Consider the following 24755-nt stretch of genomic DNA (forward strand, 5'->3'; position numbering starts at 1 on the left):
CCGGCCAGCCTGGGCGAGACGCTGTTCGAGACGCCGATCGCACAGGTCGGTGCCGATGGCCGCATCCGCTTCGAGATCGAGGGCATCGCCGCCTATCTGGTCGAGGGCGGCAACCACGTCACGATCGCGCCGCAGATGGCCGTGGACGCGCCCGACATCCGGCTGTTCCTGCTGGGCACCGGGCTCGGCTATCTGTGCCATCAGCGCGGGATGGTCCCGATCCACGCCGCAAGCGTCGAGATCGACGGGCGCGCGGTGATGCTCGCCGGATCCTCGGGCGCGGGCAAGTCGACGCTTGCCTCCGCCTTTGCCCGGCGCGGCTTCCCGGTCCTGTCGGACGATGTCGCGCCGCTGACTCTGGCGGGGCCGGCGCGGATCCTGCCCAGCCTGCGCCGCATCCGTCTGTGGCGCGATTCGGCGCATCATGCCGGCTGGTCGGAGGGTGATTTCGAGCCGTGCCGCGAGGATCTGGCCAAGTTCACCCGCGCGCTGGGTGCCGCCCATGCGGATCGCGCGCTCGAGCCGGCGGCACTGTTCCACCTGCATCACACCGAACATGGATCGGACGAGATCCGCTTCGACCGGCTGCGCGGCGCGGTCGCGGTGTCGGCGCTGCGCCAGCAAATCTATCGCTGGCGTGCGCTCGTCGGCCTGAAGACCGCGGCGGGCGCGCTGCGCCGCGCCGGTGCCGCGGCCGAGCGGATCCCCCGCCATTTCGAGATCCGCCGCCCGATCGACTTTCGCCGGCTGGACGACACGATCGACGCGATCGTCGAGACGGTGCGAGCCGAAGCGTGAGCGGGATCCGCTGGCTGGTCTCCTATCCGAGATCGGGCAACACCTGGACGCGGCTGGCGCTGTGGACGATCCGCCACGGCGAGCCCGCCGCGCTCGACCGGCTGGGCGAGTTCGGCCAGATGGCACTCAGCCGCAAGCGGATGGACATGGTGCTCGACTGCGACACCGGGCTGATGACCGCCGACGAGGTCGAGGTGATCCGCCCCCATTTCCACCGCGCCCTGGCCCCGACCGAGCCGCTGGTGAAGGTGCATGACAGCTGGCGGGTGAACCGCAACGGCCGTCCGGTGCACGGTGCCGATGTCACTCACTCCGCGCTCTACCTGATCCGCGATCCGCGCGATGTGGCAGTGTCCTGGGCGCGGTTTCGCCATCGCTCGATCGACTGGGCGATCGACTTCCTCGCCGATACCGGGTCGGCGGTCAGCGGCAGCGCCAGCAAGCTGTTCACCCAGACACCGCAGCATGTCGGAAGCTGGTCGGGGCACGCGACAAGCTGGATCGACCGGAGCGGGCTGCATCCGCTGGTGGTGCGCTATGAGGATCTGGTCGCCGACACCCGCGGCTGGCTGACCGCGATGGCCGAGCGGCTGGCCTGGCCGGCGAGCGATGCCGTCATCGACATGGCGGTCGAGGCGACGCGCTTCGACCGGCTGGCGCGGCTGGAGCGCGAGACCGGCTTTCCCGAGCATCCGCGCGGCACCCACGCCTTTTTCCGCCAGGGCCAGGCGCGCGGCTGGCAGGGCGCACTGACACCCGCCCAGGTCGCGCGGATAGAACGCGACCATGGCGCGGTGATGGAACGCTTCGCCTATCTCTAGGCGCAGCCCGCACTCAGTGGGTGGTAAGCAACCCGCGATCGGACAGCGTGTTGACGAAGGCGAACGCCTCGCGCTCGATCACCGCGTCGTCGCCCTTGAAATGCGCCTTCAGCCCCTCGACCAGGTCGCCGACGCGCACCGGCTCTTGCAGACGGCGCCACACTTCGCTGCCGACCGCGTCGAGCCCGAAGTAACGGCCGGTCGACACCATGATCAGCATGATCTCGCCATCGACATCGCTCATGATCGCGTCGGGAGACGCCGCAATAACGGCGTCGGGTGCCAAGGTCTCGCTCATGGAGTCGAGCCTTAGCAAGCTGCAAGCACTTGTAAATGCGGCATCGTCGCCGGGTTGATCCCGACCGGCGGGTGGCGCATTGCATGACGCAAGGCGCAAGGGGAGCAGCGATGGCCAGGCCGATCCGCAATATCACCATCGTCGGCGGGGGCACCACCGGCTGGCTGGCTGCGGCAGTCCTGAACCACCGCCTGCAATGGGGCTATGCCCATCCTGACGGGGTGTCGATCACCCTGATCGAATCGCCTGACGTTCCGATCATCGGCGTCGGCGAGGCGACGATCCCCGGCATGCGCCACACGCTGAACTCGATCGACGTCGACGAGGCCGAGTTCATCGCCCGCACCAACGGGACCTTCAAGCTGGGGGTCAAGTTCGACGACTGGCACAAGCCGGGCGGCCCGAAGCGACAGAGCTATTTCCACCCGTTCACCGGCGGGCTCCAGGTCGGCGGGCGCAATCCCGCCGCCTCGCTGCTCGCCTATGGCATGCCGGAGGGCGTCAACGAGGACGACCAGCTCGGCAATCTGGTGGGGCATGGCGTCGCCGCCGCGCTGGCGGGCAAGTCGCCCAAGCGCACTGGCGACCGCGCCTATGACGGGATGCTCGGCTACGCCTATCACGTCGATGCGCGGCTGTTCTCCGACTTCCTGCGCGAAGTCGCAGTGGCGCGCGGCGTCGTCCATCTCAGCGACACCGTCCAGTCGGTCGAGAAGGACGAGCGCGGCCATATCTCGACGCTGAACCTGGAAAAGGGCGGGCGGCACGAGATCGAACTGGTGATCGACTGCACCGGCTTTCGCGGCCTGTTGATCAACGAGGCGATGGGCGAGCCGTTCGAGAGCTTCGCCGACTATCTGCCCAATGATCGCGCCGCGGTGGTCCAGATCGCCCACCGCGAGGGGGAGATGCTCGAACCCTTCACAACCTCGACGGCTATGGCGCATGGCTGGCGCTTCCGCATCCCGCTCCAGTCCCGGATCGGGACCGGCTATGTCCATTCGAGCGCCCATGTCGACGAACAGGCCGCGATCGACGAACTGGTCCGCTCGCTGGACGGCGCCGATCGCCTGACCGATCCGCGCGTCATCCGCACCCGCAACGGTCGCTCGCGCCGGTCCTGGGTCGGCAATTGCGTCGCCTTCGGCCTGTCGTCGGGGTTCCTCGAGCCGCTGGAATCGACCGCGATCCAGTTCGTCGACTTCGCCTGCCGCCGGTTCCTGCAATGCCTGCCCAGCAGCGACTTCGAGCCTGCGGCCATCGCCAAGTTCAATGCGCAGATGGCGGGACTGTACGACGATGTCCGCGACTTTCTGGGCCTGCACTTCACCCTGGGCGACCGCGACGACACGCCCTATTGGCGCTCGATCCGCCACGACGTGAAGCGGTCGGACCAGTTGGAGGAATGCCTGGCGCTGTGGCGCGACGCGCTGCCCGATGTCTATGATCCCCGGCCGAACGATGTCTTCACCTTCTGGAGCGTGTCGGCGGTCCTGTTCGGCAAGGGCTTCTACGATCGCCCGCCGCGCGTCGGCACCGACCTGCTGCCGCGCGAGGTATGGGACAATTATGTCCGCCGCTTCCTCAGGCTGCGCCCGCCGCTGCTCGACATCATGCCCGACCATGCCGAGGCGCTGCGTGCGATCTGCGCGACGGCCGAGCCGGGTACCAGTGCGGCGCGCGCACCCCGCGCCAATGTCTCGCCGACCATGGGCTTTGCGCTCGGCCCGCCGGTCCCGGTCATGAGCCCGGACGCCAATGCCGCTGCCTAGCGGGGTTTGATGCCCACCCATGGTTTGACTGCATTCAGTGGATTGATAACTGTCGCGCAAGAAGTATAACTGCGCAACGCCGTCGAACAGGGACCGATATCATGACGAACTCGCCGAACACCGCGGACAACCGCCCCGAATGGCGCACGCCGACGCTGATCGAAGACAATGTCACCGATTCGACCCGGCACCGCTTCACCGCGGACATCGACAATTACGAGGGCGACAACCCCGTAAACTACGGCAGCTGAGCCGTATCCCAGTATAACCGGTTGAGCCGGTGTCCCGCGATGCGGGGCGCCGGCTTTGTCGTGTCTGTCGACGGTCCGCCACGGACAGGATGAGAGCCGCGAGCGCCGGCGCGCGTCACGATCGCGCCATGCTTTCCCCCGGCCGTTCTTCCTCGACCGTCTTCAGAAACGCCGCGAGCGTCGGCGACGGATCGCCGCTGCGCCAGGCGAGACCGGTCTCGAGCACCGGCGCATCCTTTCCCAGCGGCAGATAGCGAACGCCGGTTCGCGCCAGATGCTGGAGCGATCGGGGCACCAGCGCCATCCCCATCCCGGCCGAGACCAGGCTGATGATCGTCTGCATCTGGATCGCCTCCTGCCGGATCAGCGGCTCGCGGCCGCGGGACCGGTAATAGCCGAGCACCAGCGCGTGAAAGTCGGGCGAAACCCGCGGCGGGAAGATCAGCAGCGGCTGGTCCATCCAGCCCTCCCCGCGCAGCATCGGCCCGACCGGACCCAGCCGCCCCTCGGCGATCCACGCCTCCGGCACCGCCGCGACCAGCGGCTCGACGAGCAATGTGCGATAGTCGAGCCCCTCGGGCAGCGCGGGGCGCGTCGGGATCAGGATGCCGGCATCGGTCCTGCCGTTCAGAAGCGCATCGATCTGGACGTCGCTGGTCGCCTCGATCAGGCTGATCTCCACATCGGGAAAGCGGGTCGAGTAAAGCTGCACGAGCAGCGGCAGGACGCTATAGTCGGCGGTACTGACGAACGAGAGGGCAATCCGCCCGGCAGCCCCGGTCCGCAGCCGCCCTGCGATCTCGGGCAGCGCTGCCACTCCGTCCAGCGCCGGCCGGACATGGTCGAGCCACTGGCTGCCGAATGCGGTCAGCGCGACGCTTCGCTTCGTCCGATCGAACAGTGGCGCGCCCACCTCGCGCTCCAGTGCCTGGATCGACTGGCTGAGCGGCGGCTGCGTCATGCCCAGCAGCGCCGCGGCACGGCCGAAATGGAGCGTGTCGGCCACCGTCACGAACTGGCGAAGCTGGCGCAGGTCCATCGATATCTCCTGCGACCTAATAGACCATGAATTATATATTTCACAACTGACCGGATCGGGCGTAGCCAGGCGTGTCATCCAGCAGCGTCAGGACCCGGCCATGCCCCATTATCGTTCCCGCACCAGCACCCATGGCCGCAACATGGCGGGCGCGCGCGGACTGTGGCGCGCGACGGGCATGACCGACGAGGATTTCGGCAAGCCGATCATCGCGATCGCCAACAGCTTCACCCAGTTCGTACCGGGTCATGTCCACCTGAAGGATCTGGGCCAGCTGGTCGCGCGCGAGATCGAGGCGGCGGGCGGCGTGGCCAAGGAATTCAACACCATCGCCGTCGATGACGGGATCGCGATGGGCCATGACGGCATGCTCTATTCGCTGCCCAGCCGCGACCTGATCGCCGACAGCGTCGAATATATGGCCAACGCCCACTGCGCCGATGCGCTGCTGTGCATCTCCAACTGCGACAAGATCACGCCGGGCATGCTGATGGCGGCGATGCGGCTGAACATCCCGGCGATCTTCGTCTCGGGCGGCCCGATGGAGGCCGGCAAGGCCGATATCCGCGGCAAGACGGTCGCGCTCGACCTGGTCGATGCGATGGTCGTCGCCGCCGACGAAAGTTACAGCGACGAGGAAGTCGCCACGATCGAACGCTCGGCCTGCCCGACCTGCGGCTCCTGCTCGGGCATGTTCACTGCCAACAGCATGAACTGCCTGACCGAGGCGCTGGGCCTGTCGCTCCCCGGTAACGGATCGGTGCTGGCCACCCATTCGGACCGCGAGCGGCTGTTCCGCGAGGCGGGGCACACGATCGTCGATCTGGCCAAGCGCTGGTACGAACAGGACGACGCGAGCGCCCTGCCCCGCAACATCGCCAGCTTCGCCGCGTTCGAGAATGCGATGAGCCTCGACATCGCAATGGGCGGGTCGACCAACACCGTGCTCCACCTGCTCGCTGCCGCGCATGAAGGCGGCATCCCCTTCACCATGGCGGACATCGACCGGCTGTCGCGCCGCGTCCCCTGCCTGTGCAAGGTCGCGCCCGCCAAGCAGGACGTCCATATGGAGGACGTCCACCGCGCAGGCGGCATCATGGCGATCCTGGGCGAACTGGAGCGCGCCGGGCTGGTCGATGCCAGCCTGCCGACCGCGCATGCGCCGACACTGGGCGACGCGCTCAATCGCTGGGACATCGGCCGGACCAACAGCGACAGCGTGCGCGAGTTCTTCAAGGCAGCGCCGGGCGGCGTGCGCACCACCCAGGCATTCAGCCAGAGCAACCGCTGGCACGATCTCGACACCGATCGCGCCACCGGCGTGATCCGCGACGTCGACCATCCCTTCTCGAAGGATGGCGGCCTCGCCGTGCTGTACGGCAATCTCGCGCCCGAGGGCTGCATCGTGAAGACCGCCGGCGTCGACGAATCGGTGCTCACCTTCCACGGCACGGCGCGCGTCTATGAAAGCCAGGATGCGGCGGTCGTCGGCATCCTCGGCAACGAGGTAAAGGAAGGCGACGTGGTCGTCATCCGCTACGAGGGTCCCAAGGGTGGCCCGGGCATGCAGGAAATGCTGTACCCGACCAGCTATCTGAAATCGAAGGGCCTGGGGAAGGCGTGCGCGCTGATCACCGACGGGCGCTTCTCCGGCGGCACGTCGGGCCTGTCGATCGGCCATGTCTCGCCCGAAGCGGCAGAGGGCGGGCTGATCGCGCTGGTCCAGACCGGCGACCCGATCGTGATCGACATCCCCAATCGCGGCATCCACCTCGACATCGACGATGCGACGCTCGCCCATCGCCACGAGGAGATGGTCGCACGCGGCAAGAAGGCGTGGAAGCCGTTCGGCCGCAAGCGCAACGTCTCTCCGGCGCTGCGCGCCTATGCCGCGCTCACGACCAACGCCTCGCGCGGTGCGGTGCGCGACGTGAGCCAGGTGGAGCATGACTGAAATGGCTGGTGCGGGCGGTCGGACTCGAACCGACAAGGATCTCTCCGGCGGATTTTGAGTCCGCTGCGTCTACCATTTCGCCACGCCCGCAGCGAAGCGCCGGTGCCTAGCCGAGGCTTCGCCGCTGGGCAACCGGGTCCGGAAAAATCGGTGATGGTGTTGCGCCGGATCGTGGGCGACGCAAGCGGTTCCGGACCTGCGCTCCTCCGCGGCAGCACACGCTTTCGCGCACTACCAGCCATTGTTTCGGCTATGGCCTGCACCTATCGCCAACGCATGGACATACCAATAATTTCGCATCCCCCGTTTCTGCTCTCCCATGAGGTACTCAACGACCGAGGCCTACAGATCACCCTGGAGGAGCGGAGCGGATCAGGGCCGGCAGAAACCAGTCCTTTCGATGATTTCGTTTCGCACGCGATTATCGCGTCTCCCGAAGACAGCATCTACCAAGTGAGTTGGCCGGTGGTCGTCTGCTTCGCAGTCAGAGGCGACCCGTTTCCGACGGGAGGACATGCCACGGCCACGATATCCGAAATCGGCAACAAGACCGCATTCCTCAAATGGGTCAGAAGCGAATCAAACGCGTCGCCGGAATATATTGCCGCGATGAGCGGCGGGTTCGACGAGCCTGCCGAGTTGCGGCACTGGGTGATCAGCTCGATGGAGGCGCGATTCGACGTGGCCGCACCCGCGGCACCGCAGGTGGTTCGCTTGGGCCCAGCTATCGGCAACTAACTGCCAGGGTCGGCCGTTGGGGGTCGCAGTTTCAAGAGCCCCCACGAACCTTGGCCCGACATCATACGGAGGATCCATGCTGGCATTCACCCTCGCACTTGCGCTCGGCACTGCGGCCCAGGCGGCACCCCGCCCCGCGACCCCGATCATGATCGAGGCCGGCGACCTGGACCCGTGCAGCAACGGCGTCGTGCACGGCCTGAAGGCCGCGGGTGATGGCTTCCTGTCGATCCGCAGCACGCCCTCGACCAAGGGCCGCGAACTCGACCGGCTGTATAACGGCGCGGACGTGTACATCTGCGCACAGAAGGGCGACTGGATCGGGATCGTCTATTCGCACAAGGGCGGCAACTGCAACGTCACCTCCCCCTGGCCCAAGACCATGGCTTATACCGGCCCCTGCCGCTCGGGCTGGGCGCACCGCCGCTGGATCGAACTGACGGCGGGATGAGACGCGGGCCTGCGGGTTGCCTGGCCACGAAGACGCTCAGGTTAATTGATCCGGAATTCAGTTGGTCGGTGCCCGGCGGCGATAACTGAGCGCCTCCGCCACGTGAATCCGCGTGACATCCCGCGACCCCGCCAGATCCGCGATCGTCCGCGCCACGCGCAGCACGCGCGTATAGCCGCGGGCGGACATGCGCATCGCCTCCGCTGCCTGGGCCAGCAGCTTGCGGCCCGGTTCGTCGGGGGTCGAGAAGGCGGTCAGCACCTCGCCGTCTGCCTCCGCGTTGGTTCGGGCCGCAACCTCGGCATAGCGCGCCGTCTGGATGGCGCGGGCGGCGGCGACGCGGGCGGCGACTTCAGCCGATCCTTCGACGGGCGGCGGGAGGATCAGGTCGGCGGCGCTGACCGGCTGGACCTCGACATGCAGGTCGATCCGGTCAAGCAGCGGTCCCGACACCTTGGCCTGGTAATCGGCGGCGCAGCGCGGCGCGCGGGCGCAGGCCAGCGCGGGGTCGCCGAGATGGCCGCAGCGGCACGGGTTCATCGCCGCGACCAGCTGGACGCGGGCCGGGAAGGTCACATGGGCGTTGGCGCGGGCGACGCTGACGGTGCCGGTTTCGAGCGGCTGGCGCAGCGAATCGAGCACGGCGCGCTGGAATTCAGGCAGTTCGTCGAGGAACAGCACGCCGAGATGCGCCAGGCTGACCTCGCCCGGCTTCACCTTCAGCCCGCCGCCGACCAGCGCCGCCATCGATGCCGAGTGATGCGGGCTGCGGAACGGCCGCGTGCGCGTCAGCCGGCCGCCGTTCAGCGTGCCTGCGACCGATCCGACCATCGATACCTCCAGCGCCTCGGCCGGGTCGAGCGGCGGCAGGATGCCGGGCAGGCACGAGGCGAGCAGCGACTTGCCCGCGCCCGGCGGGCCGCACATCAGCATGTTGTGCCCGCCGGCCGCGGCGATCTCCAGCGCGCGCTTCGCGACTTCCTGGCCGCGCACTTGGTTCAGGTCCGGGCCGAACACGGCATCCTCCGCCTCGCCCGGCGGTGCGGCGGGGAGCAGCTGGTGTCCCTTGAAATGGTTGACCAGGCCGATCAGGTCGGGCGCCGCGACGACCTCGACCATTCCGGCCCAGGCCGCTTCCGAGCCTTGCGCCGCTGGACAGACCAGCCCCTTCCCGATCTCTCCGGCATGGATCGCGGCCAGCAGGACCCCCGCCGACGGCGCGACGCGTCCGTCGAGCCCCAGTTCGCCGACGACGACATAGCCCGCGATCGTCTCGGCATCGGCGACGCCCATCGCCGCCAGCAGCGCCAGCGCGATCGGCAGATCGAAATGGGATCCCTCCTTGGGCAGGTCGGCGGGCGACAGGTTCACCACGATCCGCTTGGGTGGCAGCGCCAGCCCCATCGCGGCGATCGCACCGCGCACCCGCTCGCGGCTTTCCGCCACCGCCTTGTCGGCCAGCCCGACCACGTTGAACGCGGGCAGCCCGGGGATCAGCTGGACCTGCACCTCGACCGCGCGCGCCTCCAGCCCCAGATAGGCGACCGTCGATACGCTGGCGACCATGAACGCTTCCCCCCGTTTGCAGGGAAGCTTAGCGGGCTTTGCGCGGGCGGGAACCGAACCCCTCCGGAATGGACCAAAGTCCGTTCCAGCGGTGCGGAACATCCAAGAGGCTGTTTGAAAAATCGCGAAAGAGCGATTTTCGAGGCGGCACCGGCCCGCTCCCCCCACCCGGCCACCCATAGAATACTGCCGTTGGATGGTCGGGTGGGGGGAGCGCGCCGGTGCCGCAATGCGCCGACGGGCGCATTCTCAAACGGCTCTCAGTCGCGCCGACGAAGCTCGTCGCGGATCTCGCGCAGCAGCGCGATGTCGGCCGGCTCGGCGGCGGGCTCGGCCGGCTTTTCGTCGGGCTTGGGCATCAGCCGGTTCACCGCGCGCACCAGCAGGAAGATGATGAAGGCCACGATCAGGAAATTGACCGCGACGGTGATGAACGAGCCATAGCCGAGCAGAGGAACGCCGGCCTTCTTCAGCGCGGCATAGTCGCTGGACCCGACAAGGTTGGCGGGCACTTCGCCCAGAACGATGAAGTAGCTGGAAAAGTCGAGCCCGCCCAGGACGCGGCCGATCAGCGGCATGATGATGTCGTCGGTCAACGACGTGACGATGCGGCCGAATGCGGCACCGATGATCACCGCGACGGCCAGGTCGAGCACGTTGCCGCGCGCGATGAACGCCTTGAATTCCTTGAGCATGGTCGGGCTCCTTCACTGAACGGGCACAAGGTCGCACCCTCGCCACCCGGCGTCAACGCAGGGTCGGCGCCGCACCGGGGCCCCGGATGCGACGAACGGAGTTGGCGGAGCGCCCAGCCGTATTGCTCGACCATGACACCCTTCCCACATCGGGCGTCATGAAGGACCAGGCCCGACATCCCGCGCTGCGCATCGCCCTGCTCTGCCTCGGCTTCCTGCTGCTGGCAGTGACGCCGCTGGTGGGGCCGATACCCGGTCCCGGCGGGCTTCTGACCTTTGCCGGGGGCATGATCCTGATCCTGCGCAATTCCAACTGGGCGCGCCGGGTGTTCGCGCGGACCAAGCGCCGCTGGCCGCGCTTCGGCCATTATGCCGATCTGGCGCTGCGCCGGCCAAGCTTCCAGCGGCGCCGCGAGCGGGACAGGCTGGCCCGGGGCGGCGCGGGTTTCGGCGACGCGTCGCGCTGACTCCGCGTTGACTTGAAACGAGTCGCTGTATATGGGCTCCCGACGCGAGGCCGCCCCTGTGGCGGCCCTTTTATATTCTGAATTTCGAGGATGAGCCATGAAGCGGACCTTTCAGCCGAGCAACCTGGTGCGTGCGCGCCGGCACGGCTTCCGCACCCGGATGGCGACCCCGGGTGGCCGCAAGGTGATCCGTGCGCGTCGCGCCCGTGGTCGCGCCAAGCTGTCGGCGTAACTGCCGTAGGCCAGCCGTCTGCAGGGCTTTCGGGCCTGAAGCAGCGCAAGGATTATCTGGCTGCAAATGCCGGGCGTCGCGCGCCGATGCCCGGCTTTGTGCTGCTCGTGCGCGACCGCGCCGACGACACGCAGCAGATGCGGATCGGGATAACCGTATCCAAGAAGGTCGGCAACGCCGTCATCCGCAACCGGATGAAACGGCGCTTCCGCGCGCTTGCGCGCGAAATCCTGCCCGAGTCGGGACTGCCGGGGGCGGACCATGTCCTGATCGGCCGCAATGGCGGTATCGAGCGGGATTATGACGCATTGCGCGCCGAACTGCTCAAGGCGCTGGGACGCGTCCGGCGATGATCGCCCGGCTGTTGATCCTGATCGCGCGCGGCTGGCAACTCGGCCCGTCGCTGATCCTCCCGCCCAGCTGCCGCTATGCGCCCAGTTGTTCGGCCTATGCAATCGAGGCGCTGCGCCGCTATGGCGCAGTGAAGGGCAGCTGGCTCGCCGCTCGGCGAATCGCGCGCTGCCACCCTTGGGGCGGCCACGGCTACGATCCCGTGCCGTGACGCGAACCATCTTTCCGAGGAAGACGTGGTGACAGAAGACAAGCGGAACATGGTCATCTTCGTGGTGCTGGCGGCAATCCTGCTGTTCGCCTGGACGCCATTGGTGAACATGATCTCGCCGCCGGCGAATCCACCGGTCACGAAGATCGAAAAGGGCAAGTCGGTCCCGCTGCCGGCGCCCGATTCCAATCCGGCCGCCAATACACCGCAGGCGCTGCGCGACCGCGCGCTCGTGCTGGCGGAATCGCCGCGCGTCGAGATCGATACGCCCAAGCTGAAGGGCTCGATCAACCTCAAGGGCGCCCGGATCGACGATCTCGAGCTGAAGAGCTACGACGAGACCGTTGCGAAGGACTCGCCGCCGGTCCGCCTGCTCTCGCCGGCCGGCGCCGCCGGCGCCTATGTCGCCCAGTTCGGCTGGAACGCCTCGGGCTTCCAGGCGCCGAACCGCGACACGCTGTGGACCGCCGATGCGCAGACGCTGACTCCGGGCAAGCCGGTTACGCTGACCAGCACCAATTCGACCGGACAGCGCTTCGCGATTACGATCGCAGTCGACAAGGATTACATGTTCACGGTGACCCAGAAGGTCGCCAATGCCGGCGCCGGACCCGTCGTGATCCAGCCGCGCGCTGCCGTGACCCGCGCCGAGCAGACCAAGGACGTCGATCAATGGGCGGCCAGCGTCGGCCCGATGATCGTCCAGAACCGCGCCGCCAACTATCTCGACTACAAGCAGGTCGGAGAGGCAGGCGGGAACGGCCTGAAATACGACAATCGCGGCGGCTGGGCCGGCTTCACCGACCATTACTGGCTGACCGCGGTCATCCCGAACCAGAATGCCGATGTCGAGCTGCGCCAGGTCCAGAATCCCGACAAGAGCTACCAGGCCGAATATGCGCTGAAGACCCCGGTCAGCCTCGAGCCCGGCAAGCAGACGACCTACACCAGCCACTTCTTCGCCGGTGCGAAGGAAGTGAAGGTGCTCGACGCCTATGAGGCGGACCTGGGCATCTCGAAGTTCGGCTATGCGATCGACTGGGGCTGGTTCGGCATCATCGAGCAGCCGATCTTCTACTATCTCGACTGGCTGTTCCGCCTCGTCGGCAATTTCGGCCTGGCGATCATCCTGCTGACCTTCACCATCCGCCTGCTGCTGTTCCCGATCGCGCAGAAGCAGTTCGCGTCGATGGCGGCGATGCGCGTCCTCCAGCCCAAGATGAAGGCGCTGCAGGAACGCTACAAGGACGACAAGCCGAAGCAGCAGCAGGAGATCATGAAGCTGTACAAGGAGGAGAAGGTCAATCCGCTCGCGGGCTGCCTCCCCATCCTGCTTCAGATCCCGATCATGTTCGCGCTGTACAAGGTCCTGTTGCTGACGATCGAGATGCGGCACCAGCCGTTCGTGCTGTGGATCAAGGATCTCAGCGCACCCGATCCGGCCAATCTGGTTGCCCTGGCGAGCATGTGGAATCTCCATCTCCCCGCCTTCCTTGCGCTTGGCGTGGTGCCGGTGCTGCTGGGCGTGTCGATGTACTTCCAGATCAAGCTGAACCCGGCGCCGATGGACGAGATGCAGAAGCAGATCTTCTCGCTGATGCCGTGGATGCTGATGTTCCTGATGGCGCCGTTCGCGGTCGGCCTGCAGGTCTACTGGATCACGTCGAACATCGTGACGATCGCGCAACAATGGTGGCTGTACCAGAAGCACCCGGTGCTGTCGCAAAAGCCCGACAAGCCCGAAAAGGCAGCCAAGTGAGCGAAGACCTGTTCGATCCCGAGCTGGTGGAGGCGGCGCGAAAGATCTTCGCGGGTCCCGTCGCCTTCCTCAAATCGGCGCCCGAACTGCGCCATTTGCCCCCGCCCGACGTGGCCGAGGTCGCCTTTGCCGGCCGCTCGAACGTCGGCAAGTCGTCGCTGCTCAACGCGCTCACCAACCGCAACGGCCTGGCGCGCACCTCGGTCACGCCGGGGCGCACGCAGGAGCTGAACTTCTTCGACGTGGGCGACCCGCTGCGCTTCCGGCTGGTCGACATGCCCGGCTACGGCTTTGCCAAGGCGCCCAAGGATGTCGTCAAGAAGTGGCGCTTCCTGGTGAACGACTATCTGCGCGGGCGCGACGTGCTGAAGCGCGCGCTGGTGCTGATCGACAGCCGCCACGGCATCAAGGATGTCGACCGCGAGGTGCTCGAAATGCTCGACACCGCCGCGGTCAGCTATCGCATCGTCCTGACCAAGGCCGACAAGATCAAGGCGACCGAGCTCGCCGAGGTCGAGGAACGGACCGCGGAAGAGGCGCGCAAGCGTCCGGCGGCGCATCCCCAGATCCTGACGACGTCCAGCGAAAAGGGCATGGGCATCGCCGAACTGCGCGCCGCGGTGTTCGAAGCGGTCAGCTGATCCGGCCGGCCGCGGCCGGTGGGACCACGCACGTCCTCATGATCCGCACCGGAACTCGCATCGCGGGCTCGGGGCCGGCTCAGGCGATTGCGTAGGCGGGACCGCGCCGGACCCAGTTGCCGACGATCGCCCCCGCGGCGAACAATGCGAAGATGCCGGCGATGACGAACGCCGGCGCATAGCTGCCCGCCGCCTCGCGGATCGCCCCTGCCCCGAATGCCGCCGCCGCAGCACCGATCTGGTGGCCCGCCATGATCCAGCCGAACACGATCGGCGCCTCGTTCGGGCCGAACGCCTCGTTTGCCAGCTTCACCGTCGGCGGCACCGTCGCGATCCAGTCCAGCCCGTAGAAGATGGCGAAGATCGCCAGGCTGGCCGGACCGAAGTCGAGAAACGGAAGCGCGATCAGCGACAGGCCGCGAAACGCATAATAGACGAACAACAGCCGACGCGGATCATAGCGGTCGGTCAGCCAGCCCGACGCCGTCGTGCCGATCAGGTCGAAGAACCCCATCATCGACAACAGCCCCGCCGCCGCGACCGGCGCGATGCCATGGTCCCCGCAAAAGGCGATCAGATGGGTGCCGACCAGACCGTTGGTCGTCAGCCCGCAGACGAAGAAGGTACCGAACAACAGCCAGAAGATCGGCGTGCGTGCCGCGCGGAACAGCGCGGTGAACGCCAGCCCGATCGTCGCCGCCTGTTTCAGCGGCGCGGGCGGCGGCGTCGCGTCGTCTTCCCCGAACCGGCGAACTCCGACATCCTGGGGCCGCTCGGGCATCAACAGCCAGACGATCGGGATCAGGACCGCGGTGGCGACGCTGACGCTCAGCGCGACCGGCGCCCACGCACCGGTGCGCGACAGCCAGGCGAGAAACGGAAGGAACACCAGCGCGCCCGTCGCGGTGCTGGCGGTCAGCATCCCCATCACCAGCCCCTGGCGCGTCGCGAACCAGCGATTGACCACCGCCGCGCCCAGCACCGAGGCGACCGCGCCGCTGCCGATGCCGGAGATCACGCCCCAGCTGAGCACATAATGCCAGGGCTCGGTCATCCACAGGCTGGCGAAGGTGGCCGACGCCATCAGCGCGAGGCCGGCCAGCATCGTCCGCTTGATCCCGAACGACATCATCAGCGCCGCGGCGAACGGCCCGACCATGCCGTACAGGAAGATGCCGACCGCCGCCGAGGCCGAGATCGTCGCCCGGTCCCAGCCGAAATGCAGCTCGAGCGGAATCATCATCACGCCCGGCGCCGATCGCAGCCCGGCGGACACCAGCAGGGCGACGAAGGTCACCGCGACCGCCAGCATGGCATAGGTTCGGGCGGATCGGGCAATCAACGGCATGATCGGGCTCCGGAATATCGGCTCAGGCGTGCCGGGCAAGGTCGGTGAGCGCGCGCAGCGCAACCTCGAGGTCGGACCATTGGCGCTCGCCCATTGCCCCGACGATGCGGCGCTGGACCTCGGCCCAGCCCGCCTCGGCGCTGGTCATCGCGTCGCGTCCCGATCCGGTCAGGCTCGCCAGCCTGGCCTTGCCAGGTCCCGGCTGGATCGTCAGCCAGCCCTGTCTTTCGATCGGCGCGAGCGCGCGGTACAGCGAGGTTCGATCCATCACCAGCCTTTCGGCCAGTCGCGACAGCGGCACGGGCTCGGCGCGCGCGACATGGCGAAGGATCGCGAATTGTGCGGTCGTCATCCCGAACCCTGCCAGCGCCTCATCATAGACCCGCCCGACCGCGCGCGACGCCTTGCGAAGCGTGGTACAGGCGCAAGAAGCGGAGGGGGCGGCGGGCGACATGGCATGATGCATATACATCATGATGTCGTGTCGCAATCCCGCTCTGGCGTCGGGGCGGGGCGATGCGGTAGGCGGTGGCGCGGCAGATCAGGTCGATGCCGCCCAGACCGGAGCCGAGCCGATGAACCACCGGGTATTTTCCTATGGCACGCTCCAGCTTCCAGGGGTTCAGCAGACGCTGTTCGGCGGACCGGTCGCGATGCGCGACGATGTCCTGACCGGGTTCCAGACCGTGACCATCACCATCACCGATCCCGACGTGCTGAACGCCAGCGGGATCGAAACGCATCTGGCGCTGATCGCCTCGGCCGATCCGTCCGCGGCGATCCCAGGCCGCACGCTGGAACTCGACGATGCCCAGCTGGATGCGGTCGATGCCTATGAAGGCGACAATTACCGCCGGACCGAAGTCACGCTGGCATCGGGGATGCGCGCCTGGGTCTATGTAAAGGCCTGAACCGCCAGGACCGCCCCCTGCCCGCCCGGCGGCTCAGAGACTGTTTGGAAAATCGCGAAAGAGCGATTTTCAACGCGGCACCGGCCCGCACCCCCACCCGACCACCCAACGGCAGTATTCTGTGGGTGGTCGGGTGGGGGAGCGGGCCGGCACCGCAATGCGCCAACAGGCGCATTTCAAAACGGTCTCTCAGGCGGTGCCGGTACTGCTGGCCAGCATTCGCGGATCGATGCCGGCGGTGGCGAAGCCGGTCTGCCAGCGCGCTTCGGTCTCGACCGAATAGATCAGGTCGGTCTCGCCGCGCATGTTGAACCAGCCATGGCGGGTCATTTCCTCGTCCAGCTGGCCCTCGCCCCAGCCGGCATAGCCGAGCGCGACCAGCCAGTCGCGCGGGCCGGTGCCCTCGGCGATCGCGCGCAGCACGTCGATCGTGCCCGACAGGGCCCACAGGCCGGCGACATCGATCGTGTCCTGGCCCTGCCAGTCGGTCGAATGGAGCACGAAGCCGCGCCGCGGCTCGACCGGGCCGCCGAAATGCACCGGGACGTCGGGGGCGTCGCCCGGCTCGATCTCGAACTGGTGCAGCAGGTCGTGCAGCCCGACTCCGTCGATCGTGGCGCCGATGCCGATGCCCATCGCCCCCTCCTCGTCATGCGCACATACCGCGATGATCGCGCGTTCGAACTGGGGATCGCCGATTCCCGGCATCGCGAGCAGGAACTGGCCGGTGAGAAATGGGGTAGAGTCCATGCCGGCTCAACATATCGCCGTCATTTCGGGTCCGCTACGCTTGAAAAAGATGCGGCAGATGCGATGGGTGCCGCACATCATCTGACAGGAGAGTTTCCATGACCATCAAGGTAGGCGACCGCGTTCCCAGCACTTCCTTCGTGAAGGTGACCGCCGACGGCCCCGAGCCGGTCGAGTCGGAGTCCTTCTTCGCCGGTCGCCGTGTCGCGCTCTTCTCGGTTCCCGGGGCATTCACCCCGACCTGCTCCGCCAAGCACCTGCCTGGCTTCGTCGAGAAGGCGGACGCGCTGAAGGCCAAGGGCATCGACGAGGTCGCCTGCACCGCGGTGAACGACGCGTTCGTGATGGGCGCCTGGGGCCAGTCGAGCGGCGTCGAGGGCAAGGTCACGATGCTGGCGGACGGCAACGCCGCGTTCCCCAAGGCGGTCGGCCTCGACATGGACGGCACCCGGTTCGGGATGGGCGTTCGCGGCCAGCGCTTCTCGATGGTCGTCAATGACGGCGTGGTCGAGCAGCTGAACGTCGAGGCACCCGGCGAGTTCAAGGTGAGCTCGGCCGAGCACATGCTGGAGACGCTCTGACCGACATCGCGGAACCGGGTCGGCCGGGCTGAGTTGTGCGGGGGTCCAGTTTAACAAAGGATCCCCCATGGCTACCGAACCCAACGCGAACGATACCGCCGGCACTTCGGCGACCGAGGAATCCAAGACGCTGCTCGAGCAGGCCCAGACCGTACTCGGCACCGCCCAGGAAAAGATCGGCGAAGCCTTCGAGTCGACCGTCGGGGCAGTGAAGGAGCATCCCGTCGCCGCAGCCGCGATCGCGGCAGGCGCAGTCGCGGCAGTCGGCGCTGCCGCCTATGGCATCACCCAGCTGGGCGGTGCCGAGGAAGACAGCGGCAAGGCCGCCAAGGGCGGCAAGACCAGCAAGAAGTAAGCGGCCACGGCTCCTTCGCCCGACCGGGCGAAGGAGCTCGCCACGCCTGCAGCGTTGCGCACGTCTTGCCAGCGTCATCTTTGGGCATTAGCCGCATAAGATGACTCAAGCAGAAATGATCGTCGCCGAACTGGATCGGCTCTATCGCGGCTCTGTCGAGCGACTCCAGGCCGCGCTTCATCGCTATCTCCAGGACGGCACCCCGCCCGACCCCAAGAGCCGCACCGACGGCTCGTTCGCCTATCCCGAGATCCGCGTGATCTATCGCGGCGGAAAGGACCGCCCCGCCCCGCCCCGCTCGTTCGGACGGCTGGTCGATGCGGGAGACTATCGGATCAGCGTGACCAAGCCGGCGATGTTCCGCGATTACCTGATCGAGCAATTGACCTTCCTGATCGAGGATTTCGACGTCCAGGTCGAAGCCAACTCGGGCACGCAGGAGATCCCCTTCCCCTATGTGCTCGATCCCAGCCATGCGTTGAACCTCGACCAGGTCTCCGCGTCCGAGCTGGCGCGCCATTTCCCGGCGACCGAGCTGGCGCATATCGGCGACGAGATCGCCGACGGGCTGTGGCGCGTCGACGAGGTCGATCCGATCCGTCCGCTGGCCTTCTTCGACGGACTGCGCACCGATTTCTCGCTTGCCCGGCTGCGCCACTATACCGGCACCCCGGTCGAGCATGTGCAGCAATATATCCTGTTCACCAACTATCACCGCTATGTCGACGAGTTCGTCCAGTGGGCGTGCGCCCAGCTCGGTGAAGGCAGCCGCTTCACCGGCGTGTCGGGCGCCGGCGGCATCGTGATCGAGAGTGCCGAGGACAAGGAGCGACTGGTCACCGACAGCGCATGGCGCCGTCACCAGATGCCTGCCTATCACCTGATGGCGCCGGGCAATACCGGCATCACCCTGGTCAATATCGGCGTCGGCCCCTCCAATGCGAAGACGATCACCGACCATCTGGCGGTGCTGCGGCCCGAGGCGTGGCTGATGATCGGCCATTGCGGCGGTCTGCGCCCCAGCCAGCGGATCGGCGACTATGTCCTCGCCCACGCCTATCTGCGCGACGATCACATCATGGACGACGTGCTGCCGCCCGAAATCCCGATTCCCGCAATCGCCGAGGTCCAGCTGGCGCTGGCCAAGGCGGCCGAGACGGTGTCGGGCCAGTCGGGCGACGAGCTGAAGCAGCGGCTTCGCACCGGCACGATCGTCACCACCGACGACCGCAACTGGGAACTGCGCTATTCCCAGTCCGCGCTGCGCTTCTCGCTGAGCCGCGCGGTCGGCGTCGACATGGAGTCCGCCACGCTGGCGGCGCAGGGCTATCGCTTCCGCGTTCCCTACGGCACCTTGCTGTGCGTGTCGGACAAGCCGCTCCACGGCGAGCTCAAGCTGCCCGGCCAGGCCAACCGCTTCTACGAGCGCGCCATCGCCGAGCATCTCAAGATCGGCATCGAGACGGTCGAACAGCTCCGCCGCGAAGGCGCCAAGCTCCACAGCCGCAAGCTGCGCGCCTTCAACGAACCGCCGTTTAGGTAAGGGCACCCCCTTCTCCTCCCCAGGAGCCTGCGGCTCCGGGGGAGGAAAGCTGATCACCAGCCCGGGGTCTGGCCCTTGTTCTGCTCGTCGAGCCAGGTCTTGAGCGGCGCGAAATATTCCATCATCGCCGCGCCCGAGATTTCACGCGTTCCCGTGAACGCCTCCAGCGCATCGGGCCAGGGCTTGGACGCACCCATTTCGAGCATCTTGTTCAGCCGCGCCCCGACTTCCTTGTTGCCGTAGAAGCTGCAGCGGTGCAGCGGCCCCTTCCAGCCGGCCTGGTCGCATGCCGCCTTGTAGAACTGGAACTGGAGCAGCCGCGCGAGGAAATAGCGGGCATAGGGCGTGCTGGCCGGGATATGGTATTTCGCGCCCGGGTCGAACTTGTCCTCGCCGCGCGGCACCGGCGGCACCACGCCCTGATATTGCAGGCGCAGCGCGTTCCACGATGCCTGGTAATTCTCCGGCTTGGTCTCGCCCGAGAAGACGCCCCAGCGCCATTTGTCCATCAGCAGGCCGAAGGGAAGGAACGCGACCTTGTCCATCGCCTGGCGCAGCAGCAGGCCGGTGTCCTTGTCCGCGCTCGGCACCTTCGACTGGTCGAGCAGGCCGATCTGGACGAGATAGTCGGGCGTGATCGACAGCGCGACGAAGTCGCCGATCGCCTCGTGGAAGCCGTCATTGGCGCCGTTGCGATACAGCATCGGCTGGTCCTTGTAGGCGCGCTGATAGTAGTTATGGCCCAGCTCGTGGTGGATGGTGACGAAATCGTCGGCATTCACCTTGATGCACATCTTGATGCGCAGATCGTCCTTGTCGTCCAGGTCCCAGGCCGAGGCATGGCACTGGACCTCGCGGTCGGCCGGCTTCACGAATTGCGAGCGCTGCCAGAAGGTCTCGGGCAGCGGCGCGAAGCCGATCGAGGAATAGAAATTCTCGCCGCCCTTGACCATCTTGAGCGGGTCATAGCCCTTGGCCTTCAGCAGGTCGCCGACATCATAGCCGAGATCCCCCGCCCCCGGCGGCGCGACCACGTCATAGATATTGCCCCATTCCTGAGCCCACATATTGCCGAGCAGGTCGGCGCGGATCGGCCCGGTGCGCGGCTGGACGGCATCGCCATATTTCTTGTTCAGCTGGGTGCGGACATAGGTGTGCAGCGATTCATAGAGCGGCCGCACGTCGGTCCACAATTTGTCGACCAGCCTGGCGAACTCCTCGGGCGGCATGTCGTAGTTCGACCGCCACATCGCGCCGGTATCGGCAAAGCCCAGCTCGTTCGAGCCTTCGTTCGCCAGCGTGACGATCTTGGCATAGTCCTGCCGCATCGGCGCGCCGACAGTGTCGTGCCAGCTGACCCACATCTCCTTCAGCTCTTCGGGGTTGCGGTTGCTCCCCATCTCGGCCTCGATGTCGCTGCCGCTGATCGGCTTGCCCTTCAGCATGCCCTTGCCCTTGCCATAGGCGGACGAGATGCGGGTCGAGAGCTCGGACAGTTCGGCAGCCGCGCCGGCGCGGGTCGGCGCCGGCAGCACGATCGCGCTGCGCAGGATGTCGAGCATCCGCTTGCTGTCGGGCGACAGGCCCTTGGCCTTCGAGAAATGCGCCGCCTCCAGCGCGAAGCGGACCGCCATCTCGGTCCCGCGCGCGCCATAGTCGGAAACCAGCGCGTCGGTGTCGTCGGTAATGAAGGTCGCGTTGATCCAGGCGACGCGGCTCGCCATCAGGTTGAACGCGGCATATTCGCTCTGCGCACGGGCGAGGAAGGCATCGGCCTCGGCCGCGGTCGGGACCGCCGTCGGCTTGGCCTGGGCGGCGGGCTTGGCGGCTGGCCTGGCGCGGGTGCTGGTCTGGGCGGAAAGCTGTGACGGTGCGGCAAGGATCGCGGCGAGCGCGAGAATGGACAGGCCGGAGCGGATCATGATGCTGCTTTCGAACGTTTTATGGGATGGCGCGGACACTGCGCGCCACCCCTGCCCCGGTCAAGCCGCGAGGAACGCCGCGATGGCCCTGCCCAATTCCGGGCGCGTGACCGCACTCATGTGATTGCCGGGCACCTCGACCAGCGTACCCGCGGGAAGCAGATCGGCCAGTTCGCCCGCCGGGCCGTTATCCTCGTCCTCGACACCCGACAGCACCAGGGTCGGCTGCGCGATCGCCGCCACGTCCTCGCGCGGCGTGTCGACGAACGTGTCGAGGATGCGCAGCAGCGCCTCCGCATCGCCCTCGGTCGTCTTCAGGAACGCCTCGGTCAGCCATTCGGGCGTCCCGCGCTCGAAACTGCCGAGATTGGTCAGCACCCGGCGGAAATAGCCGCCGCGCCCCTGCGTGTCGGTCAGCCCGCGCAGGCCCATGCCGGAGATGACCACCCGCCGCGGGCTCGCGCCGTTCGCCAGCATCCGCACCGTCGTCCGCCCGCCCAGCGAATAGCCACCCATATCGTAATCGCCCAGACCCAGATGCTCGATCAGCGCGAGCCCGTCGCGCATCAGCACATCGGCCGGATAGGAGGCGGCATCGTGCGGCCGCGCGCTCTGCCCATGGCCGCGCAGGTCGGGCATGATCACCCGGAAGCCCTGCTCGGCGACCTTCTCGGCATGGCCGTAGCGGATCCAGTTGACGAAGGCGGTCGAGAAATAGCCGTGGATCAGCACCACCGGCCGCCCCTCGCCCATCTCGTGCCAGGCAAGCTTCGTGCCGTCGAAGCTGTTGAAATGATGGGTTTCGGTCGGGATGTTCGCCACTTCGGGTCCAGTCTGTCGGGGTGCCGCGCCTGTTTAGGTAGCCACCGCCGTACCCGCAACCGATCGCGCCGCGGTCAGCGCATGGCGGCAGCGAAGACGGGCCGGCCCGGCGATGCGCCGGGCCAGCCGCTATCTCCAGCCTCAGTTGGCCTTCTTCAGGTGGCGACGGCCGAGCAGTTCGGCGATCTGCACCGCGTTCAGCGCCGCACCCTTGCGCAGATTGTCGCTGACGCACCACAGCGCCAGGCCGTTCTCGACGGTCGAATCCTCGCGGACGCGGCTGACGAAGGTGGCGAACTCGCCGACGCACTCGACCGGGGTGACGTAACCGCCATCCTCGCGCTTATCGATCAGCATCACGCCCGGCGCCTCGCGCAGGATGTTCTGCGCATCCTCGGCGGACAATTCGTTCGCCAGTTCGATGTGGATCGCTTCGGAATGGCCGACGAACACCGGAACGCGCACGCAGGTCGCGACGACCTTTACCTTGGGATCGAGGATCTTCTTGGTCTCGACCACCATCTTCCACTCTTCCTTGGTCGAACCGTCGTCGAGGAAGGAATCGATGTGCGGGATCACGTTGAACGCGATCTGCTTGGTGAACTTCTTCGGCTCGGCGGGATCGCCGACGAAGATGTTGCGCGACTGTTCGAACAGCTCGTCCATGCCGCTCTTGCCCGCGCCGGACACCGACTGATAGGTCGCCACCACGACGCGGGTGATCGTCGCCGCGTCGTGCAGCGGCTTCAGCGCCACCACCATCTGCGCGGTCGAGCAGTTGGGATTCGCGATGATGTTCTTCTTCGTATAGCCGTCGATCGCGTCGGGATTCACCTCCGGCACGATCAGCGGCACGTCCGGGTCCATCCGGTACAGCGACGAATTGTCGATCACGACGCAGCCCGCCGCGGCGAACTTCGGCGCGTAGATCTTGGTCGCGTCGGATCCGATCGCGAACAGCGCCATGTCCCAACCCGTCGGGTCGAAATGCTCGATGTTCTGAATCTTGTACTGTTTACCGGTCTCTCCGAAATCGACCATGTCACCGGTCGAACGCGACGAGGCGAGCACCGCCAGATCGTCAATCGGAAACTCGCGCTCGGCGAGGATGTTCAGCATTTCACGCCCGACATTGCCGGTGGCGCCTGCGACCACGACACGGTAGCCCATTTCAATTCCCTATTCAGCATGCGGCGGGGATGCGCCGCCGCGTGCGGCAATGGTCTGCCGCAAGCCCCCCGTAAAGGGCCTTTTGCTTTATCCTTTATTAGCCTCGCTGCGGCGGGGTGCCACCGGGCGGTCGCCCGGGCGGACATCGACGCGGGTCGCCAGATCCTCGAACAACTCGACCACGTCGGCACGGCGCCGCTGCGTGCCCGGAAATTCCTCGGGATGGACGAACTCGTCGGCGAACCAGGGATAGCGCTCGCCGTCGAACGCCTCCTTCACCCAGTCGACCGTCGCCCGGACCGCCGGCGAATTGCGCGCCGATTCATGATAATAGATCCACAGGTCGAAGCGCAGCTGGAACGGCAGCGTCAGCGGGATCATGTCGCGCGTGATCGCGCGGACATAGGTGGGGAAGGCCGCGATCCCCGCCCCGTTCATGACAGCCCAATAGACCGACATGGACGAGTTTGACCGGATCGGCACGAAGCCGGGCGGCCGCTCGGTCCCGAAGAAGAAGTCGACCAGGCTGGCGTTCAGCCCCGCCCCCGCCTGTTCGATGAAGCGGTGATTGCGGCGCAGGTCCGGAAAGGAGGTCGGCTGGCCGAACTCGCGCAGATAGCCCTGCGAGGCGAACAGCATGAAGTGCAGCGCGCCGATGCGCGCGCGCACCAGTTCGGGGTTCTGAGGCTCGCTGAAGGTAATGCCGACATCGATCTCGCGGCTGCGCTCGGTCCCGGCATCATAGCTGTGCTGCAGCGAGATGGTCAGCTCGGGCACCTGCTCGTTCAGGTCCATCAGCCGCGGCGTCAGCCAGACGCTGCCCAGTGCCTCGGTACAGCCGATGCGGATCTCCCCCGGCTTGATCAGCACGTCGCCGCGATGGTCCGACTCATGCGCGGTCGAGCTGTGCATCTCGCGCGCGACCGCGGCGACATCCTCGCCCGCGTCGGTCAGCGTGACGCCCTGGATGTCGCGACGGAGCAACGTCGCGCCCGCTTCCTCCTCCAGCCGTTCCACCCGGCGGCGCAGCGTATTGACCGACAGCCCGCTGGCAACCGCCGCTGCGCGGAAGCTCAGCGCGTCGCATACTGCCAGGAACGCCTTCAGATCGTCCCACCGCACACGCTGGGCAAAGGCCCGTGCGCGATGGGCGTTCCACACCGGAACGGCCCGTTCCGAACTTGGGATCACCTGCTTTTCCGCCACGGCCGATATGCTCCCGTTCATCGCCATCTTCCGTCCAACCCGGAATGGAGCCCGAAAAATGCGACCCGATGTTATCGCTAAACCCTGTCCTAATCTTGGACGG

Annotated in this window: 27 protein-coding genes, 1 tRNA gene and 1 pseudogene; 17 read left to right on the plus strand and 12 right to left on the minus strand. The window is 66.9% G+C overall.

Annotated elements, in window-relative coordinates; all coding sequences use genetic code 11:
- Nucleotides 1-192 precede the first annotated feature (192 nt).
- Nucleotides 193-312, plus strand: a pseudogene (locus TPR58_RS22685) (HprK-related kinase A); the annotation flags it as partial.
- Nucleotides 313-794: 482 nt separating this feature from the next.
- The gene (locus TPR58_RS20970; protein WP_346248721.1) at nucleotides 795-1619 is read left to right on the plus strand and encodes a sulfotransferase domain-containing protein; all 825 of its coding nucleotides are present in this window, start codon (nucleotides 795-797) and stop codon (nucleotides 1617-1619) included.
- 13 nt (nucleotides 1620-1632) lie between these two features.
- Here TPR58_RS20970 and TPR58_RS20975 read toward each other — a convergent pair whose 3' ends face one another.
- Nucleotides 1633-1917 carry a PqqD family protein gene (locus tag TPR58_RS20975; RefSeq protein ID WP_346248722.1) on the minus strand — a complete coding sequence of 95 codons (285 nt, stop codon included), beginning with the start codon at nucleotides 1915-1917 and terminating at the stop codon, nucleotides 1633-1635.
- Between the two features lie 110 nt (nucleotides 1918-2027).
- Here TPR58_RS20975 and TPR58_RS20980 point away from each other — a divergent pair, with 110 nt between their 5' ends.
- Together TPR58_RS20980 and TPR58_RS20985 are read left to right on the plus strand one after the other, a co-directional pair.
- Nucleotides 2028-3689: a tryptophan halogenase family protein gene (locus tag TPR58_RS20980; RefSeq protein ID WP_346248723.1), complete on the plus strand. Its 1662-nt coding sequence runs from the start codon at nucleotides 2028-2030 to the stop codon at nucleotides 3687-3689.
- 101 nt (nucleotides 3690-3790) lie between these two features.
- Nucleotides 3791-3940, plus strand: coding sequence for a hypothetical protein (locus TPR58_RS20985; RefSeq protein WP_346248724.1), 150 nt, complete (start codon nucleotides 3791-3793; stop codon nucleotides 3938-3940).
- Nucleotides 3941-4055: 115 nt separating this feature from the next.
- Here TPR58_RS20985 and TPR58_RS20990 read toward each other — a convergent pair whose 3' ends face one another.
- Nucleotides 4056-4979, minus strand: a complete 924-nt coding sequence (locus tag TPR58_RS20990) for a LysR family transcriptional regulator (protein WP_346248725.1) — start codon at nucleotides 4977-4979, stop codon at nucleotides 4056-4058.
- A gap of 100 nt (nucleotides 4980-5079) precedes the next feature.
- Between TPR58_RS20990 and ilvD the strand changes: the two genes are divergently transcribed.
- The gene (gene ilvD, locus TPR58_RS20995) at nucleotides 5080-6933 is read left to right on the plus strand and encodes a dihydroxy-acid dehydratase (protein ID WP_346248726.1); all 1854 of its coding nucleotides are present in this window, start codon (nucleotides 5080-5082) and stop codon (nucleotides 6931-6933) included.
- 6 nt (nucleotides 6934-6939) lie between these two features.
- Here the strand turns inward: ilvD and TPR58_RS21000 are convergent.
- A tRNA-Leu gene (locus TPR58_RS21000) sits at nucleotides 6940-7023 on the minus strand.
- Between the two features lie 60 nt (nucleotides 7024-7083).
- Between TPR58_RS21000 and TPR58_RS21005 the strand changes: the two genes are divergently transcribed.
- Both TPR58_RS21005 and TPR58_RS21010 read left to right on the plus strand, forming a co-directional pair.
- Nucleotides 7084-7671 (plus strand): hypothetical protein, encoded by a 588-nt coding sequence (locus tag TPR58_RS21005; RefSeq protein WP_346248727.1) that lies wholly within the window; start codon nucleotides 7084-7086, stop codon nucleotides 7669-7671.
- Nucleotides 7672-7747: 76 nt separating this feature from the next.
- Nucleotides 7748-8122 carry an SH3 domain-containing protein gene (locus tag TPR58_RS21010; protein ID WP_346248728.1) on the plus strand — a complete coding sequence of 125 codons (375 nt, stop codon included), beginning with the start codon at nucleotides 7748-7750 and terminating at the stop codon, nucleotides 8120-8122.
- A gap of 57 nt (nucleotides 8123-8179) precedes the next feature.
- Here the strand turns inward: TPR58_RS21010 and TPR58_RS21015 are convergent, their stop codons facing one another.
- Together TPR58_RS21015 and mscL are read right to left on the minus strand one after the other, a co-directional pair.
- Nucleotides 8180-9688, minus strand: a complete 1509-nt coding sequence (locus TPR58_RS21015) for a YifB family Mg chelatase-like AAA ATPase (protein WP_346248729.1) — start codon at nucleotides 9686-9688, stop codon at nucleotides 8180-8182.
- A 260-nt stretch (nucleotides 9689-9948) separates the two neighbouring features.
- Nucleotides 9949-10383 (minus strand): large conductance mechanosensitive channel protein MscL, encoded by a 435-nt coding sequence (mscL, locus tag TPR58_RS21020; protein ID WP_346248730.1) that lies wholly within the window; start codon nucleotides 10381-10383, stop codon nucleotides 9949-9951.
- A 101-nt stretch (nucleotides 10384-10484) separates the two neighbouring features.
- Here mscL and TPR58_RS21025 point away from each other — a divergent pair, with 101 nt between their 5' ends.
- The 6 genes from TPR58_RS21025 (at nucleotide 10485) to yihA (ending at nucleotide 14044) form a co-directional block, all read left to right on the plus strand.
- Nucleotides 10485-10850 carry a PGPGW domain-containing protein gene (locus TPR58_RS21025; RefSeq protein WP_346248731.1) on the plus strand — a complete coding sequence of 122 codons (366 nt, stop codon included), beginning with the start codon at nucleotides 10485-10487 and terminating at the stop codon, nucleotides 10848-10850.
- Nucleotides 10851-10947: 97 nt separating this feature from the next.
- Nucleotides 10948-11082, plus strand: coding sequence for a 50S ribosomal protein L34 (gene rpmH / locus TPR58_RS21030; protein WP_346248732.1), 135 nt, complete (start codon nucleotides 10948-10950; stop codon nucleotides 11080-11082).
- 86 nt (nucleotides 11083-11168) lie between these two features.
- Nucleotides 11169-11435 (plus strand): ribonuclease P protein component, encoded by a 267-nt coding sequence (rnpA, locus tag TPR58_RS21035; RefSeq protein WP_346248733.1) that lies wholly within the window; start codon nucleotides 11169-11171, stop codon nucleotides 11433-11435.
- Complete coding sequence (yidD, locus tag TPR58_RS21040) at nucleotides 11432-11644, plus strand: membrane protein insertion efficiency factor YidD (RefSeq protein ID WP_346248734.1); 213 nt, start codon at nucleotides 11432-11434, stop codon at nucleotides 11642-11644. Before rnpA ends, yidD begins: the two co-directional genes overlap by 4 nt.
- 28 nt (nucleotides 11645-11672) lie before the next feature.
- A complete protein-coding gene (gene yidC, locus TPR58_RS21045) occupies nucleotides 11673-13403 on the plus strand; it encodes a membrane protein insertase YidC (RefSeq protein ID WP_346248735.1) in 1731 nt (576 codons plus the stop codon).
- On the plus strand, nucleotides 13400-14044 hold the full coding sequence (gene yihA / locus TPR58_RS21050; protein WP_346248736.1) for a ribosome biogenesis GTP-binding protein YihA/YsxC: 645 nt from the start codon (nucleotides 13400-13402) through the stop codon (nucleotides 14042-14044). Before yidC ends, yihA begins: the two co-directional genes overlap by 4 nt.
- A gap of 79 nt (nucleotides 14045-14123) precedes the next feature.
- Here the strand turns inward: yihA and TPR58_RS21055 are convergent, their stop codons facing one another.
- Nucleotides 14124-15392, minus strand: coding sequence for an MFS transporter (locus TPR58_RS21055; RefSeq protein WP_346248737.1), 1269 nt, complete (start codon nucleotides 15390-15392; stop codon nucleotides 14124-14126).
- A gap of 22 nt (nucleotides 15393-15414) precedes the next feature.
- Nucleotides 15415-15864, minus strand: a complete 450-nt coding sequence (locus tag TPR58_RS21060; protein WP_346248738.1) for a MarR family winged helix-turn-helix transcriptional regulator — start codon at nucleotides 15862-15864, stop codon at nucleotides 15415-15417.
- 1 nt (nucleotide 15865) lies between these two features.
- Here TPR58_RS21060 and TPR58_RS21065 point away from each other — a divergent pair, with 1 nt between their 5' ends.
- Nucleotides 15866-16303, plus strand: coding sequence for a gamma-glutamylcyclotransferase family protein (locus tag TPR58_RS21065; protein WP_346248739.1), 438 nt, complete (start codon nucleotides 15866-15868; stop codon nucleotides 16301-16303).
- 189 nt (nucleotides 16304-16492) lie between these two features.
- Here the strand turns inward: TPR58_RS21065 and TPR58_RS21070 are convergent, their stop codons facing one another.
- On the minus strand, nucleotides 16493-17053 hold the full coding sequence (locus TPR58_RS21070; protein ID WP_346248740.1) for a YqgE/AlgH family protein: 561 nt from the start codon (nucleotides 17051-17053) through the stop codon (nucleotides 16493-16495).
- Nucleotides 17054-17151: 98 nt separating this feature from the next.
- Between TPR58_RS21070 and TPR58_RS21075 the strand changes: the two genes are divergently transcribed.
- The 3 genes from TPR58_RS21075 (at nucleotide 17152) to TPR58_RS21085 (ending at nucleotide 19532) form a co-directional block, all read left to right on the plus strand.
- Nucleotides 17152-17634 (plus strand): peroxiredoxin, encoded by a 483-nt coding sequence (locus tag TPR58_RS21075; RefSeq protein WP_346248741.1) that lies wholly within the window; start codon nucleotides 17152-17154, stop codon nucleotides 17632-17634.
- A gap of 67 nt (nucleotides 17635-17701) precedes the next feature.
- Complete coding sequence (locus tag TPR58_RS21080; protein ID WP_346248742.1) at nucleotides 17702-17989, plus strand: hypothetical protein; 288 nt, start codon at nucleotides 17702-17704, stop codon at nucleotides 17987-17989.
- Nucleotides 17990-18089: 100 nt separating this feature from the next.
- Nucleotides 18090-19532 carry an AMP nucleosidase gene (locus TPR58_RS21085; protein WP_346248743.1) on the plus strand — a complete coding sequence of 481 codons (1443 nt, stop codon included), beginning with the start codon at nucleotides 18090-18092 and terminating at the stop codon, nucleotides 19530-19532.
- Nucleotides 19533-19585: 53 nt separating this feature from the next.
- Here the strand turns inward: TPR58_RS21085 and TPR58_RS21090 are convergent, their stop codons facing one another.
- The 4 genes from TPR58_RS21090 to TPR58_RS21105 form a co-directional block, all read right to left on the minus strand.
- Nucleotides 19586-21454, minus strand: coding sequence for a M2 family metallopeptidase (locus TPR58_RS21090; protein ID WP_346248744.1), 1869 nt, complete (start codon nucleotides 21452-21454; stop codon nucleotides 19586-19588).
- Nucleotides 21455-21514: 60 nt separating this feature from the next.
- A complete protein-coding gene (locus TPR58_RS21095) occupies nucleotides 21515-22276 on the minus strand; it encodes an alpha/beta fold hydrolase (protein WP_428835747.1) in 762 nt (253 codons plus the stop codon).
- 141 nt (nucleotides 22277-22417) lie between these two features.
- Entirely contained in the window at nucleotides 22418-23446 is a 1029-nt protein-coding gene (locus TPR58_RS21100; RefSeq protein ID WP_346248745.1) for an aspartate-semialdehyde dehydrogenase, read from the minus strand.
- 87 nt (nucleotides 23447-23533) lie between these two features.
- On the minus strand, nucleotides 23534-24673 hold the full coding sequence (locus tag TPR58_RS21105) for a LysR family transcriptional regulator (protein WP_346248746.1): 1140 nt from the start codon (nucleotides 24671-24673) through the stop codon (nucleotides 23534-23536).
- Nucleotides 24674-24755: the final 82 nt, after the last annotated feature.

The organism is Sphingomonas rustica, from assembly GCF_039652585.1.
Classification (GTDB): domain Bacteria; phylum Pseudomonadota; class Alphaproteobacteria; order Sphingomonadales; family Sphingomonadaceae; genus Sphingomonas; species Sphingomonas rustica.